This window comes from Priestia endophytica DSM 13796 (assembly GCF_900115845.1).
GTDB lineage: Bacteria > Bacillota > Bacilli > Bacillales > Bacillaceae_H > Bacillus_I > Bacillus_I endophytica.
The window spans coordinates 1-14,549 of the sequence record NZ_FOXX01000010.1; the positions used below are offsets into that span (position 1 = coordinate 1).

General features: G+C 34.7%; 11 protein-coding genes, 2 pseudogenes and 1 riboswitch. Of the genes and pseudogenes, 4 read left to right on the forward strand and 9 right to left on the reverse strand.

The features are described 5' to 3' along the window. Nucleotides 1-274: 274 nt before the first annotated feature. Both BM012_RS17390 and BM012_RS17395 read right to left on the reverse strand, forming a co-directional pair. Nucleotides 275-1,099, reverse strand: a complete 825-nt coding sequence (locus BM012_RS17390) for a carbon-nitrogen family hydrolase (RefSeq protein ID WP_061806095.1) — start codon at nt 1,097-1,099, stop codon at nt 275-277. A gap of 11 nt (nt 1,100-1,110) precedes the next feature. Beyond that, the gene (locus tag BM012_RS17395) at nt 1,111-1,770 is read right to left on the reverse strand and encodes an MBL fold metallo-hydrolase (RefSeq protein ID WP_061806094.1); all 660 of its coding nucleotides are present in this window, start codon (nt 1,768-1,770) and stop codon (nt 1,111-1,113) included. Between the two features lie 102 nt (nt 1,771-1,872). Here BM012_RS17395 and BM012_RS17400 point away from each other — a divergent pair, with 102 nt between their 5' ends. Next, nucleotides 1,873-2,226 carry a winged helix-turn-helix transcriptional regulator gene (locus tag BM012_RS17400; RefSeq protein ID WP_061806093.1) on the forward strand — a complete coding sequence of 118 codons (354 nt, stop codon included), beginning with the start codon at nt 1,873-1,875 and terminating at the stop codon, nt 2,224-2,226. Nucleotides 2,227-3,037: 811 nt separating this feature from the next. Here the strand turns inward: BM012_RS17400 and BM012_RS26920 are convergent. Together BM012_RS26920 and BM012_RS17405 are read right to left on the reverse strand one after the other, a co-directional pair. Beyond that, a pseudogene (locus BM012_RS26920) lies at nt 3,038-3,151 on the reverse strand (XRE family transcriptional regulator); the annotation flags it as partial. 531 nt (nt 3,152-3,682) lie between these two features. After that, entirely contained in the window at nt 3,683-4,642 is a 960-nt protein-coding gene (locus BM012_RS17405; protein ID WP_061806092.1) for an aldolase catalytic domain-containing protein, read from the reverse strand. Nucleotides 4,643-5,284: 642 nt separating this feature from the next. On the opposite strand from BM012_RS17405, the gene BM012_RS17410 reads away from it, so the two are divergent. Next, a complete protein-coding gene (locus tag BM012_RS17410; protein ID WP_061806091.1) occupies nt 5,285-6,037 on the forward strand; it encodes an alpha/beta fold hydrolase in 753 nt (250 codons plus the stop codon). Nucleotides 6,038-6,337: 300 nt separating this feature from the next. Further along, on the forward strand, nt 6,338-6,538 hold the full coding sequence (locus BM012_RS17415) for a cold-shock protein (protein WP_061806090.1): 201 nt from the start codon (nt 6,338-6,340) through the stop codon (nt 6,536-6,538). 580 nt (nt 6,539-7,118) lie between these two features. Here the strand turns inward: BM012_RS17415 and BM012_RS17420 are convergent. The 4 genes and pseudogenes from BM012_RS17420 to BM012_RS17440 all read right to left on the reverse strand — a co-directional run bounded on the left by BM012_RS17420 (nt 7,119) and on the right by BM012_RS17440 (nt 11,337). Then, nucleotides 7,119-8,519, reverse strand: coding sequence for a degradosome RNA helicase CshA (locus tag BM012_RS17420; RefSeq protein ID WP_061806089.1), 1,401 nt, complete (start codon nt 8,517-8,519; stop codon nt 7,119-7,121). Between the two features lie 767 nt (nt 8,520-9,286). Further along, nucleotides 9,287-9,490: a cold-shock protein gene (locus BM012_RS17430; RefSeq protein WP_061806088.1), complete on the reverse strand. Its 204-nt coding sequence runs from the start codon at nt 9,488-9,490 to the stop codon at nt 9,287-9,289. A 300-nt stretch (nt 9,491-9,790) separates the two neighbouring features. Next, nucleotides 9,791-10,639 carry an STAS domain-containing protein gene (locus BM012_RS17435; protein ID WP_061806087.1) on the reverse strand — a complete coding sequence of 283 codons (849 nt, stop codon included), beginning with the start codon at nt 10,637-10,639 and terminating at the stop codon, nt 9,791-9,793. Between the two features lie 380 nt (nt 10,640-11,019). Then, nucleotides 11,020-11,337: pseudogene (locus BM012_RS17440) on the reverse strand (MazG nucleotide pyrophosphohydrolase domain-containing protein). Between the two features lie 100 nt (nt 11,338-11,437). Between BM012_RS17440 and BM012_RS17445 the strand changes: the two are divergent. Next, on the forward strand, nt 11,438-12,019 hold the full coding sequence (locus tag BM012_RS17445; protein ID WP_061806086.1) for an LOG family protein: 582 nt from the start codon (nt 11,438-11,440) through the stop codon (nt 12,017-12,019). A gap of 627 nt (nt 12,020-12,646) precedes the next feature. On the opposite strand, the gene BM012_RS17450 is transcribed toward BM012_RS17445, so the two are convergent. Continuing rightward, nucleotides 12,647-13,774 carry a 5-methyltetrahydropteroyltriglutamate--homocysteine S-methyltransferase gene (locus tag BM012_RS17450; RefSeq protein ID WP_061806085.1) on the reverse strand — a complete coding sequence of 376 codons (1,128 nt, stop codon included), beginning with the start codon at nt 13,772-13,774 and terminating at the stop codon, nt 12,647-12,649. Nucleotides 13,775-13,856: 82 nt separating this feature from the next. Further along, a riboswitch (SAM riboswitch) is annotated at nt 13,857-13,957 on the reverse strand. Nucleotides 13,958-14,549 lie beyond the last annotated feature (592 nt).

The window sequence follows — 14,549 nt, forward strand, 5'->3', positions numbered from 1 at the left end:
TACGTTCTATTAGTTTTACCCATAAAAAAATCCCCTCCGTAGTAGATAGAATAAAGGGCTCTCTTTTTTCTGTCTACTATAAGGGGATCATATCAACAACCAGTTTGCGCTTTTTATTTTTGTTTATATACTTTTACGGACGTGTTTTAAAACACGTCTCGATTTTTTTCATGTGTTTAGTTAGATAGAAAATAACAATTATTTAAAATAGGATACTAAAACAACATGTAGCCAATACACTACATGTTGTTTGTATATTTAAAAGGCTTCTACGTCATCTTCTACCCAATTTATACTCCGCATACTTATAAACATCCGGTCTCAGGTTTTCGAATATTGGGATGTTTTGTTGTTGTTCTGCTACTTTCTGTATATCGATTTCTGCTGTTATGATAGCTTCTTGGTTGCCCGCTTCTTCTACAATGTTTCCATTTGGATCGATGACGATTGAATGTCCCGCGTATGTGTTACCAACATGATTTTTATTATTCACGGCCCCCACGCTGTTACATGCAATAACATAGACGCCATTTTCTATGGCTCTTGCTTTCAATAGTGTCCTCCAATGGTTTACGTTTTTTGTAGTCCACTGTGCCACATAGAATATGATTTTTGCACCCTGAGACGCTGGATATCGTGTAAGTTCTGGAAAACGTAAGTCGTAACATATAATTTGGCTCGCTTTGGTACCGTTAATTTCAAATACTTCTGGAACTTCATCTCCACCTGTTAAATACTGATGTTCATCTAACATCGGCACGAGATGTATTTTATCTTTTTGATAGAGAAGTTCACCCGTTTTTGATACCGAAAAGGCTGTATTATAAATGTTGTTATCGCGTTTATTTGAAACTGAACCTGCAATAATATCCACGTGATGTTTGGTTGCTAAACTTTGAATAAAAGGAAGACTTCTTGTTAAATCGATATCTGCTTTTCCTGCTAAATGTTGTAAATCATAACCGTTATTCCACATTTCAGGTATCACAACAATCTCAGTATCTGCTTCGAGCTTTTCTTCAAACAAGGCTTTAATACGGCCTTCGTTTTGCTCAACTCCTCCTTCTATAATCTCAATTTGAAATAATTGTATTTTCATTTTTTCCTCTCCTATTCATATCTAAATTTATAAATGGCGTATAATTCATCATTGTATTTAACATCTTCGCCATGTGATGAAGATATGATAGAAGGTTTAATTTCATCTATAACTCGCCCACTATTAACATTTTCATCCATATCAACTGTAAACTTTTGAATCGGTGGGTGTAAGGTTTCAGCATGAGAAATGAATAAGTCTCCAGTTAGCAACACATTGTCATCTTTATGATGGTATATCACATGGCCTGGTGTATGACCAGGTGTTAAATATACGTCTAGGGGTAACGTTTTAATGATATTGTCACTTAAACCTTCAACTTGATGTTCGACGCCTGTTGTTTCCTTTTCTGCTTTGTTTGGATATGGCTTTTCACCATTGATAAACGGAATTTCAATTTCGTGCGAGTAAATAGGAATGTTTAATTCATCTTGTAAATACTTGGCACCATTAATGTGATCCAGATGACCATGTGTCAGTAAGATACTTTGGGGAACACCTAAAGATTTTGCTGCATTCAGCTGAGTACGTGCATAGTCTTCCATTCCGGTATCAATGATATAAACACCCTCCCCATCCACCACGTACCATGTATTGATTTTGACTGGAATGCCGACGACGGTTTTATAAGTGAGTCTATAAACATGTTCAGAAATTTGAACAAATTCCAATTCATACACCTTCTTTTCATTTATTTGATATCATAAGTTTAATAAGTAAAAAAAGGTGTAACAAGAAGGCACAATTTTGTTACTACCCATTGAGGTGAGAAAATGTCAGGCTTTAAAAGCGATCAATATGGTACTTGTACGTTAACTGTGAAGCATGCTTGTCCAATTGAATTAACGATGCATATTATTGGTGGTAAATGGAAAGGCATCATTTTATCTTTATTGTCACAATCACCAATGTATTACAATGCAATACGCCGTGAAATACCAGGTATTACTCAACGCATCCTTACACTACAACTTAGGGACCTCGAAAAAGATGGTATCATTAAAAGAGAAGAAACAAACGATACCCCTAAGAAAGTTTTATATTATTTAACAGCTCTTGGAGAAGATCTTGCCCCAATACTTAAATCCATAGAGAAATGGGGCAATGCTTATATGAGTAATCAATAAGAAGGGTTAATTATTCGTTTCCCCCCTTTTTTTGGAGCTTATTTTGCGACGGTAGGATTGATTTATTCATCTAAATTAAAGCTATTTGATGTGCTATTCGGTCCTATATGGTTACCAATGTTATTTGTAATTCCAAGTGTATTGATTGAACTAGTGATTCAAAACATCATGATTTACGCTTCATAAAAAAGAATGCTGTTTTCAGAAGAAAACAGCATTCTTTTTTCATTGGTAAACAATCAAACCTTTATTGTACTAAACTTCAAATTAAACAACTTTGGAGACATGAATTGAAACAAATCTCACTCCTCTCGTTATGAGCAAGTTTGTATCCTTAACGTTGTAAATTGTCAATCCAGATAATAAAAAAGGGTAATGTAATTTATAAAAAGGATTTGATAATTTGGAAATACTAATCAGATTTTTATGCAGTGTTGCATCTGCATTAATATTTTTAGTTCTCTATTACTTTCGCTATGCTAGAGAGCGATCAGGTCGACCAATTCCAGAATGGCAGATATTTATCGCTCGGATATCATGAGGAGTCCTTTTAATTACATTTGCTATTATAGTAATGAATAATTAGGAAACTATCTAACTAATATAGATTTCATCCTTATTATGGTGAACTGATTTATAAATAAAAGGGAGTAATTTTCTTACAGATCTAAAAATCCGCCCTATTCTTCCACCTCGTTTTGTATTTTTTATTTCTATACAGCCGGCGTCCTTGTTTTCGCCCTAATATATATTAAGAAACATTTGATAGAATACATTCACGACTTTAACAACGTTAAGCTTTTCAACCAAGTTAACTCTTTGAAAAAGCTCGTTCCCCTTTAACTAACTCATCCAATGTTATTTCATATAACTCACTCATCTTAACCAAGTTATCAAAAGTAGGATAGGCTTTGTTTTTTTCCCATTTAAAAACAGTTTATCTAGATACAATCATTTTTTGAGCTAGTTTTTCTCGACTCATATTGTGTTGTTCCCTTAAATCTTTTAACTGTTCACCTAAATTCATTTTCTCACTCCTTACTTCAGTTAATGAATTTACTTTATTATAATAAAAAGATAAATACACTAAGTTATATTGCTTATAAACTTAACAGTATTGCTTTAAAAAGAAGCGTTTTCAAAATAATTAGTTAGAAGGAGAACTTTAGGAAGCTTTTAGAAAGAGTGTACTAAACTAATCCGAAAGTTTCTTTCATCATATATACTGCAAATACTTCTCCTAAATTATAAAAAACTTATATGACAGGGAATTTAACGATAACCAGTTAACATAAGATAGATTATCGATATCCAATCTTCGTAAAATTGATTTTCAGGCACTTATCCATAAAAAAAGAAGAACATCTAATTTTATGAAGCTCCACCTTCACATATAATCTATTTAGTAAAGATAAAAAAGTACCTCCATTAACAGAGGTACCTTTAGCAATCTAACCTATTTTGAAGCTGGAGCTAGCGTAACTTCGGGTGAAGTTACTTTGTCATAAAAATCTACAAATTTGTCACGATCGGCACTATCACGGTAAGCCATAGCAACACGTGGATGTTCATTAAGCACACCAGAAATCATATAAGGTATAATATAGCCCCACTCCCATTTTTGACGCATTTCTAGCATGTGCTTTTCAATTACGCCAAGAACTGGCTTAATCTCATAACTTGGTTTTGGTATGTAGCTAACGAGTAGCTCTGTGTTACAATTACCAGCCGCACGACCCATGCCATAAACAGACGAATCAAGAAATGCAACCCCATTTCGCATCGCAGTTAATGTATTGGCGAATGCTAACTGCATGTTGTTATGCGTATGGATTCCAAGCTGTTTGTCAGGGATCATCGCTTGGAACTTTTTCACTTGATGCTCAATATCCGCGGGATCTAAGCTTCCAAAGGAGTCAACGATATATACAACATCTACAGGACTTTCCTTCACCATTTCAAACGCTTCAATAAGCTGCTTTTCCGGTACACTAGATAGAGCCATGATGTTAAGTGAAGTCTCATAGCCCAAATCGTGAAACATTTGTACAAGCTCTAAACCTTTATCTACTTCGCGGATATAGCATGCCACTCGAATCATATCTAAAACACTTTGCTCACGTGGTAGAATGTCATTTGGCTCTACACGCCCAATATCTACTAGAGCAGATAGCTTCGTGAACTTTTTCTCAGGGATAATTTCTTTCAAGAAGCTATCGTCAAGAAATCTCCATGGATTGGGCTCAGTCGCTTGAAGAAGCTTCGCAGAATTTTTATAGCCAATCTCCATGTATTCAACACCCGCTGCACTTAAACCATTATATAAGTCTTGAACAAATTCGATGCTGAAATCCCAATTATTAACCAAACCTCCATCACGAATAGTACAGTCTATAATTTTGCTATTATGTTCCATGATAGTAATTCCTCCTGTTGATTCTACTTTTATTAATATTATTTTTAACTTTCGCGCTTTTATGTACTAAAGTTTCCTACTGTGTTTATACCACGATTCCTTCGAAGATGTCAATTTATTTTCTAAACACACTGATTTCTCCTGTAAACATATAATCCACTCTTTTTTCTTTATAATTACATTCCAACATAAAATTCAAGATAAATATGACATTCATTTTTAGTTACCATAATGTACCCTATCAGAAGAAAATGAAAGGGATTTACTTAATTATATATTCAAACTTAATTGATGAAATAGGAAGCATAGTTGATGATGTTTGGTATTACAAAACTACCGATAGCAAATAATAATAAAACAATGATTATAAGTACGAGAACATACTTTTCCATAACTAATTTCCCTACCCAGTGATACTACTAAATTCTTGCTAAATGTCTAAAATTCTTTTTTGGATATCCTATCCACTCATAGTTAACATAACACGAATTATCGGTATGTGAAGGAAGATATATTCATACATAGAATATTTAATAAGGGTTTATACACTTATTAAGTCATCCCTACCAGGTAATTAGTCATTAATAGACAATAGTAATGTATAGTCATTTATGAGGCTTTCTAAGAAACGGAGGGATTTTAATGGATTTATATTATGAGGTTAGTGGAAATGGAAGACCTGTGGTATTACTTCATAGTGGTGGTGCGGATTTGCGTGATTGGATGTTTGTTGCACCTCTTTTAGCCAAACACTACAGAGTAATCGTATTTGACGGACGTGGCGCTGGAAAATCACCCTCACCCACGGAACCAGCTAACTATGTAGAAGACCTTTTGGTCCTACTTGATCACCTTGAGATTAATCAAGCAACACTCATAGGTCATTCCCTAGGCGGTAGAATCGCAACAGACTTCACACTCGAATATCCTAAAAGAGTATCAGAACTTGTACTTATAGCTCCTGCATTGTCAGGCTTTCGTCACTCTCAGGAATTTGAAGACTGGATGCAAAAGATCAATGAAGCTGCCCCTGATATAGATAAAATTGTTGAGCTTTCCCTAAATGCTCCCTTATATCGCATCATTATGTCTAGTCCATATAGGGATTTGATGGCTCAAATGTTTAGAGATCACCTGAAGAAAACAAGTGAATGGGGAACATTCAAATCCATTTGGCCAGAGCCACCAGCTATTGACAGATTGGAAAAAATAAAAATTAAGACTCTTTTTATAATCGGTGAGGAGGAGCTCTCAGATAATAGACGCGTTGCAGAGTGTTTTCGAAAGGTCCCAGATATCCGTTTTATTCATATCGCTGGCTCAGATCATATGGTTACACTCACACACCCTAATGAATTATATAGCCATATTACGGATTTCTTAGATATAAACTAGCTTAAAGTCTATAACAGCAAGAAAGCTTAAACCTGCTCTTTCTGTTTAGGATGTATACGATATGCTACCATAATGTGAGTTATAGGAAGAAAAAAGCCTTTACTTCACAGAAACAAAGCTTTATCATTCCCACCAATTTTACAGAATTTATATACATTCATTTCCAAACTGTGATAGTTTTTAAATTCGCAAGGAAAACATGATAATTCAAGTTTAAAACGCCCTCATTGAGATAATATAATAAGTAAGCTAGGCTTAATTATAACCTGGTGTATTTTTTATATTTTAGGAGGCAATATGATGGAACAAGGCACAGTGAAATGGTTTAATGCAGACAAAGGATTTGGTTTTATCGAAGTTGAAGGCGGAGACGATGTATTCGTACATTTCAGCGCTATTCAAGGCGAAGGCTTTAAATCGTTAGACGAAGGCCAAAAAGTAACGTTTGATATTGAACAAGGTCAACGTGGCCCACAAGCAACAAACGTACGTAAAGCATAAAAGACCATAATAAAAACAGACTCTATTTTCAGAGTCTGTTTTTACTTAAAAAGATTTTCATATCAAAACTTATTCATTATTTTTCATGTTTCATTAATTCTTCTTCAAAGAAAAAAGTACTAGGATATTTATTGACCACATAAGAGTATCTTTTCATGTTTTCTACATAATGACTTTTTATGATTGTCACTACTTCATTTGATCCTTTTATATTTACTATCTCTCCATTACGAAATATTTTCGCCCTCATAGCCCTCATCCTCTCGAATATCAAACATAATAAAACTTTTAATTTTATTTATCGTGAGACACCATTTAAATCTCACTCGGTTCTTTATATTACCTCGTTCTTTCGCCTGACATTTTTTAGTTCTCCCTAATCATAAGGATTAACCCTTAAAGTTACCGTATTATTCTTATAATAGAGCGTTGCATCACTCCTTGTAAATTTTCTTTCGATAGATGTGTTCAAAAAGTAAACAACCTTTCTTCAATAGTTGGTCCAGCAAAGGTTCGTTGTTTTTGGCACTTTGTGGGGCGATCAAGATTGATACCTACTAGGAAAGTATATAATCAGGGCTTATTTTCTATACGTTTTTTTACGACCTGCAGCTTCTTTTCTGCCTCTACTTCTCTTGCGTTCTGTTTTTGCCCTTTTATTACGAAGTGGCGACACTTCAGTTAATCGAACAGGAGTCTTATTCGATTCTTTTGTTAAGAGCTTTAAAGTGGCTGACAATAAGGTAACAGAATCCACTTCTTCTAATAACTTTTCAGCCATAGGTTTATATTCCCCTAACTCTCTTTTGTCAATGGCGGTCAAAACACGGTGAATCACGGCTTCCTGATTTCCTGCCACTACTTCACTAGAAGTAGGAGGTGATTGTCTAGACATATTTGTTTTCGTGACATCTTCAATTACTTTTAAGTGATGACGTTCTCTCGTGGTTATAAAGGTAACCGCCAATCCCTTAGTACCTGCCCGCCCTGTTCGACCAATACGATGAACATAGCTTTCAGGATCCTGAGGAATATCAAAATTATAAACATGGCTAACGCCTGTAATATCAAGTCCTCTTGCTGCAACGTCGGTGGCGACCATAATCTCAATCGTATGCTCCTTGAATTGACGAATCACATCGGCTCGTTTTGATTGTGTAAGATCCCCATGAATACCTTCTGCTGCATACCCACGTTTTTTCAACCCTTCGGCAAGTTCATCCACACGTCTTTTGGTACGTCCAAACACAATAGCCAGGTCTGGTGATTGAAGATCTAAAAGATTACAAAGAACATCAAACTTTCTATTTTCTGGAATTTCCACATACTGTTGCTCAATGTTCTTTACCGTTAACCCCTTCGCTTTTACTTTCACGAGTTCAGGAGTGTTCATAAATTTCTGTGCTAAACTTTGTACTTGCTTGGACATGGTTGCTGAGAATAATAAGGTTTGATGTGGAGAAGAAATGCTACCAAGAATCGTTTGGATATCTTCAATAAAGCCCATGTTTAACATCTCATCTGCTTCATCTAGAACAGCCGTACGAATATGATCTAAACGAATGGTTCTTCTTTTCATATGATCCATAAGACGTCCTGGCGTTGCCGAGATAATATGCGGTCTTTTCTTAAGCGCCTTGATTTGGCGATTAATATCCTGTCCCCCATAAATAGGTAGCGTTTGAACACCTTTTACCTGTCCAATTCGATTTAACTCCTCAGCTACTTGAATTGCCAGTTCACGTGTCGGTGCTAGAACGATTCCCTGAATCGTTTTTTCACCAAGCTCAACTCGCTCTATAAGAGGGATACCAAAAGCTGTTGTCTTTCCAGTACCTGTTTGAGCTTGTCCAATTAGATCTCTACCTGTCATAGCTATCGGAATAGATTCAGCCTGAATCGGCGTAGCCTCTTCAAAACCCAAGTTATGAACGGCCTTTTCAATGTCCTTACTTAAATGAAAATCAGAAAATTTTTTCAAGTGTTTCGTGCTCCTTCTCTTACTTAAATTCAGAAATGAAAAAAGTACTCTTCAAACAGAGGTGTTGCTTATTCATTCCTGCGTATTGTAAATCCATGTTACTATCAACGAACATCTTGTTTTAAGGTATCGGTACAAGATGAATTCAAGCCTTATTTTATCCACGCTTACGTGTATTTATAAATTCTTATAGTCCCTATAAAGAGTGTTTTAATTTAGAAAGATAGGGTTCTTAATATTTCCTTTTAAAAAAATATACTATTTAGGAGGAAGGATGATGTAGTTATGTAGTATGATTATAGGAAGAAAAATCAAGAGCCCTCGCCTAGAGAACGAACAGATACTTGGGAATGCGAACCCTAAGAGTGGAAGGATTGGATAAGAAAAAATTTCTTTTATCAAAATCATTAAAAGTGTCCTTTGTGTGGTTATAAAATGAGAGCTAAAGAACGGCTTTTAGATGCGTCTCCTAATCCCCATCCAACATAATTTGTACCCGCCTTTTGTATAAATCCCTAAAAAACTTCTGGCGCTTTTTTACTAAAATTAAACTTCTTACCAAACAAACATGCCATATTTGCTTTATATTTCTAATATATAATATAACTAGTCCATACCTTGTTCCATTTGTTTTACCCAAAAACCAGACTTAAAACTCTGGTTTTTTCATTATACCGAGATTTTAAAAGTAGATAGAATATGTTTTTGCTAGCTAGTGAAATCAAAAGTAAAAAAAGACTCCCAGATGGAGTCTTTTTCACTTTGAATTATGCTACTTTATGAACGTTAGCAGCTTGTAGGCCACGTTGACCTTGTTCGATATCAAACGTTACTTTTTGACCTTCTTCTAATGATTTAAAGCCTTCGCCTTGAATAGAGCTGAAATGTACGAATACATCGTCTCCACCTTCTTGCTCGATAAAACCGAATCCTTTGTCTGCATTAAACCATTTTACTGTACCTTGTTCCATCATATTGCCTCCTGTGGTGGGATGCCCCACACTTGTATTACTACCCTTGTTCAAACATACTATCTCAAGATAAAAATTTCTATTGAAGAGATTTCTCTTCCCTCAATCTTATACCGAACAAAAATAATTAAGTTCATCGTAACATATAGAACTAAATATAGCAAATAGAGGAAAGTAGATGAAACTTTAAAAGGGAGCCGTATGTCTATTTAATTGCTTCCATTTTTTATAAAGTATATTTCTTAAACCACTAATACTTATGAGGGTATTCCCTAAGTTACAAGGTCAGAATATCTCTTTTTACTGAAGTAAATGACGTTGAGCTAAAGCTTGATGGATACTAGAAACCACAGACAAGTTATTAAAATTAATCCCAATCTGGATGGCCGTTTGAGCGATTTCAGGTCGAATCCCTGAAAGTGTACAGGTTACACCAATTAATTTCAAAGCTTGGATTAACTGAAAAATTTGATGGGCTACCATTGTATCAATAATGAGTACACCAGATAGGTCAATCAATAGCTGTTTTACTCGTTGATTTGAACATTGTTGCAAAGTATTTTCCATCACCTTCTGAGCACGATCGGTATCAATATCTCCCACAAGAGGAAGAAGCGCGAGGTCTTCACTAAGGGAAATAATCGGCGAACTTAATTCATAAATCATCTCTTTTTGAGCAGCTAGGCGTTCTTCAGCATATTTATAACTTTGTTCTGCAAAAGCTAGAATCACATAATTGAAGTTATCAATAATCTTACGGTTCCACCTGTTAATCGTTTCTGGAGAATAAGCCTCGTGACTTGCCTCCACGAATTCTTTCACATAATTTAGATACTGTTCTTGATTGTTAAAGAACTCTCGTAATATTAAGTGAGTCGGTGTACGTTGATGTTCTTGTTCACTAGAAGTTGTACGAATCCATTCACCGAAGGAAGATAAAAACTCAGCCTCCGAACAAGATTCATCAAATACTCTACAAAAGCGCAAATGAAACTCATAATTTTGTTTCTTTACCATTTCAACGACTTCAGGATCATCAGACGCATATACGCCGGATGAATTGTCTTTATTTAAAGCTTCATACCACTGTTCAGTTAATAAGCGTGCTCTTTCCAGTAAAAAATGATAAAGTTGATTGTTTCTATGCATATTTGAATAATCTCCTTGTTATATTTCTTTTAAAGGATTTAAATCTATATTAAGTATATATGGTTTAACCTCATTTCACCAATCATAAGAAAGAAAAGGATTTTAATTTAATCCGAATTATGGAAGCTACAAAACTTTATGGGGACGTATATATCTTGACTCAAGTTTGAAGATATATTGTTAGAGCTCACATCCAGTAATTAGGAAGGTATGGGCTTTTATATTTGTTTTTACTTTACTACATATCGTATTTATTTGTAGTTACCATATAACATGTTAGAGGTAGAAGAATAAGACAAGGGAGCCTAACTATACGGTCTCCCTTGTCTCACCCTATATCTTTTCATTTATAATCTTGTTTACTATGTAACTACTAACATTTAGTTAGAGTATCGTTCTGAAAGTTTAGCCTTATGTGATTTAAAAATTTCTTCTAATGGGATATCATATTTATTAGCAATGACAATGAGGTTACCAAGTACATCTCCTAATTCCTCCGTTAATTCTTTTTTATGTTCCTCTAAGGTTCCATCTCCTTCATCCGGTCTATCTCTTCCAATTTCTAAAGATCGGATGGCTCGGGCTACTTCTCCCGTTTCCTCAGCTAAGAAGCCAATTCTAATAAAGATATCTAAGTCTGATCATCCTCTCATTTGGTAGTATTCTTTTACCCATTCCTGAAACTCTGTCACATTCATTGAACAATTCCCCTTCCATTTTATAACTTCATCTAAGTTTAACAAATGATCCCTTATTATGTATAATCAATAACAGTGACTTACATAGGAGGAGATACTTTTGAAAAGAATAGCTGTATTCTGTGGATCTAGTAATGGAGCAACCGATCTTTATATCAAGGGAGCCAAAAAATTAGGAGAAGAACTGGCTAGACGGAACATTTCTCTTGTATACGGAGGAGCAAGTGTGGGGATAATGGGAGCTGTTGCGGATGCTGTATTAGAATCTGGTGGTCATGTTATTGGAGTCATGCCTGCTTTTCTTGAAGAACGAGAAATTGCTCATAAAAACGTATCAGAGCTTATTGTTGTAGAATCGATGCATGAAAGAAAAGCGAAGATGGCCGAACTTGCAGATGGATTTATTGCATTACCAGGGGGACCAGGTACATTAGAAGAGTTCTTTGAGATTTTTACATGGGCTCAATTAGGATTACATCAAAAGCCATGTGGACTCTTAAACATTAATGAGTATTACACCCCTCTTGTTTCCTTATTTAATCACATGACAGAAGAACAATTCTTGCAAGAAAAATATCGGGCTATGGCTCTTGTAGATACGGAACCACAAGGTTTGCTCGATCAATTTAATACATATCAACCACCATCTGTTAAGACATACATTACAGAAGCTCAGAGTTAACTAGCAAACAGGATTAGGTCATAACTAATCCTGTTCTAGATTCTTTACAATTAAACTTAACTTAATCTACATTATAGCCAGTGATGAAAACAGCAATTATAAATAATTATACCAGTACGAACTTGAAGAAAACCCCTAGATTTCCAACCAAGAAAATACCGTTTTACGGGCCTGGCAACTTCAACTGGTGAATGCTCATTACATGGAGCAAGATGATCTAGTTTTGGTAGTGTTAATATTTGAGTTTATGGAATTGTTTCATCTAATACTTGCATCGTTTGATGTACTGTTTCGGGATTTTTCTCTCCAGAAATTAATAATACATTTGCATTAATTGTCTTATAATGATGGTAAAGGAAGACCTTATTCTAGTAGACTATGATGAATTCTAACCTAAAAAAAGCATAAATTTGTTGTCACTCAACAAATTTATGCTTTTTCTTTTCGTTTAGGTATACTTTTACGGACTGATTTTAAATTATACAAATGCTCATCTTAAGTTGTTGCTGTTCCTTACTAATCACACATCTTTTGTAGATGACTAGTATTAGTATATCGGAGTTTTAGAGATTGCTTTCAAGTGAATTGATGTTTTTGCACCAAAATCATTCGATTAAAAAGCACTCTTTAGTTATTTCTCCAAACATCTTGAGCAATTTTAATTACGTGATTGATTTTATTCCATTGCTCTTCTTCTGTTAACTCGTTTCCTTCTTCTGTACTTGCAAATCCACATTGAGGACTTAATGATAAGTTTTCTAAAGGAATGTATTGGCTTGCCTCTTTAATTCTTTCTTTAATTGTTTCAGGATCTTCTAGTTTAGCAAATTTAGATGTTATTAATCCTAATACAACGGTTTGGTCATTACGAGTAAAGTTTTTTAATGGTTCAAAATCACCTGAACGGTTGTCATCATATTCAAGGAAAAGTCCGTCTACATTTAAGTTAGCAAAGATTGCATCCGATATATTATCGTAGCCGCCACTTGTGATATAAGTAGATCTGAAATTCCCACGGCAAATATGCATTGTGATTAGCATATCCGCAGGCTTCTTAGAAATAGCATCATTTAAGCAACTTACTCTCGTATCAATAATCTCCTGTACATCCATACCAAGCTTTTCAACAACTGCTGTTATACGTTCTTCAGAAACAAAATCAATCCAGGAAGTATCATCTAATTGGAGATAGCGGCATCCCGCATCATAAAAAGCTTGAATGGCTTTTTGATAAGCAGCTACTGTATCATTATAAAACTGCTCACGGTTCCCCTCATAATACGAATCCTCTTGAATCCTAGTAAATAACATGTTAGGGCTTGGAATAGAGAATTTAGCAACTTGGCTTCCATCACCATATTTTTCGACAGCTTCTTTTAAAAACGTGAAGTGTTCCAGCATATAATGATGATTGAAACTCACTTTACCAACTACTCTAATAGCCTTATTTTTTGTTTTTGCCCCTTTAAATTGACTGATATATTCTGTTTCAAACTCCTCTACACCTTCTAAGCCTGATAAAAAGTCTAAATGCCACCAAGAGCGTCTAAATTCACCATCTGTAATGGATTTAAGGCCTGTCTGAATTTGTTTTTGGACAAGCTTTTCAATTTCTTTATCTTCTACAGCTTTTAAGGCATCCTTATCGATTTCTCCATTTACGTAAGCTGTTCTTGCTTCTTTAAGAGGTGCTGTTCTTAAAAAACTGCCTACGTGATCTGCTTTAAATGGAGCTTTTACTAATGTCTTTGTCATAATTTCATTTCCTTCTTTCTTTCAAAATTAAAAAAACCTCTTCTTAAAAATAAGAAGAGGGTAATTGTCATAACGGGTACTCTTCTTATCTTCAAGCAAATCGCTACTGGAATTGGCACAGTACTTTAATAGTCCGCTGCCGAGGTTTCCTAGGGCCAGTCCCTCCACCTCTCGAGATAAGAATATTCAATTTATTTAACTTAAAAATAGGTTACACCTGTTTTATTACCTTGTCAAATAAAAATTTATTTCTCATTAATTTTAATGTCGACTTTCATTTTATATTTAATTTCCCTTTCTTTCCTGTGAATTTAAATCATGTTCTTAATTTGCCAAGATTAAATACAGGTACCAAACCTGTTTGAAAATATTAATAACAGACTAAAAATCTTTGCTTATTATGTATTCTATCCTCAGTGTCGTGCCCCTATTGTTACTATCTATTCATTATAAAAATAAAAGAATACTTTAATATATAATGATTCTTATTAATTTACTCGGCCATCAGTAATCAAAAAGCGCACCCCCGTTATTAATCAACAAGTTTGCGCTTTTTTTGAGATATAATTTTGTAAACATCTTATTTTTAAGGTAGATTAAGCGAATTTAATTGATACCTATCTAAATCCGGGTGAGTGAATCATCCCCTCAATGTGGTACCCCTTATTAAAAGTGATTGTTCACAAAACATCCTTATTGTATTAAATTCAAGGATTTTCGAGTAATTAGCTGATTGACTGTGAACACTTTGCTTCCATTTATCACAAGGTATAAT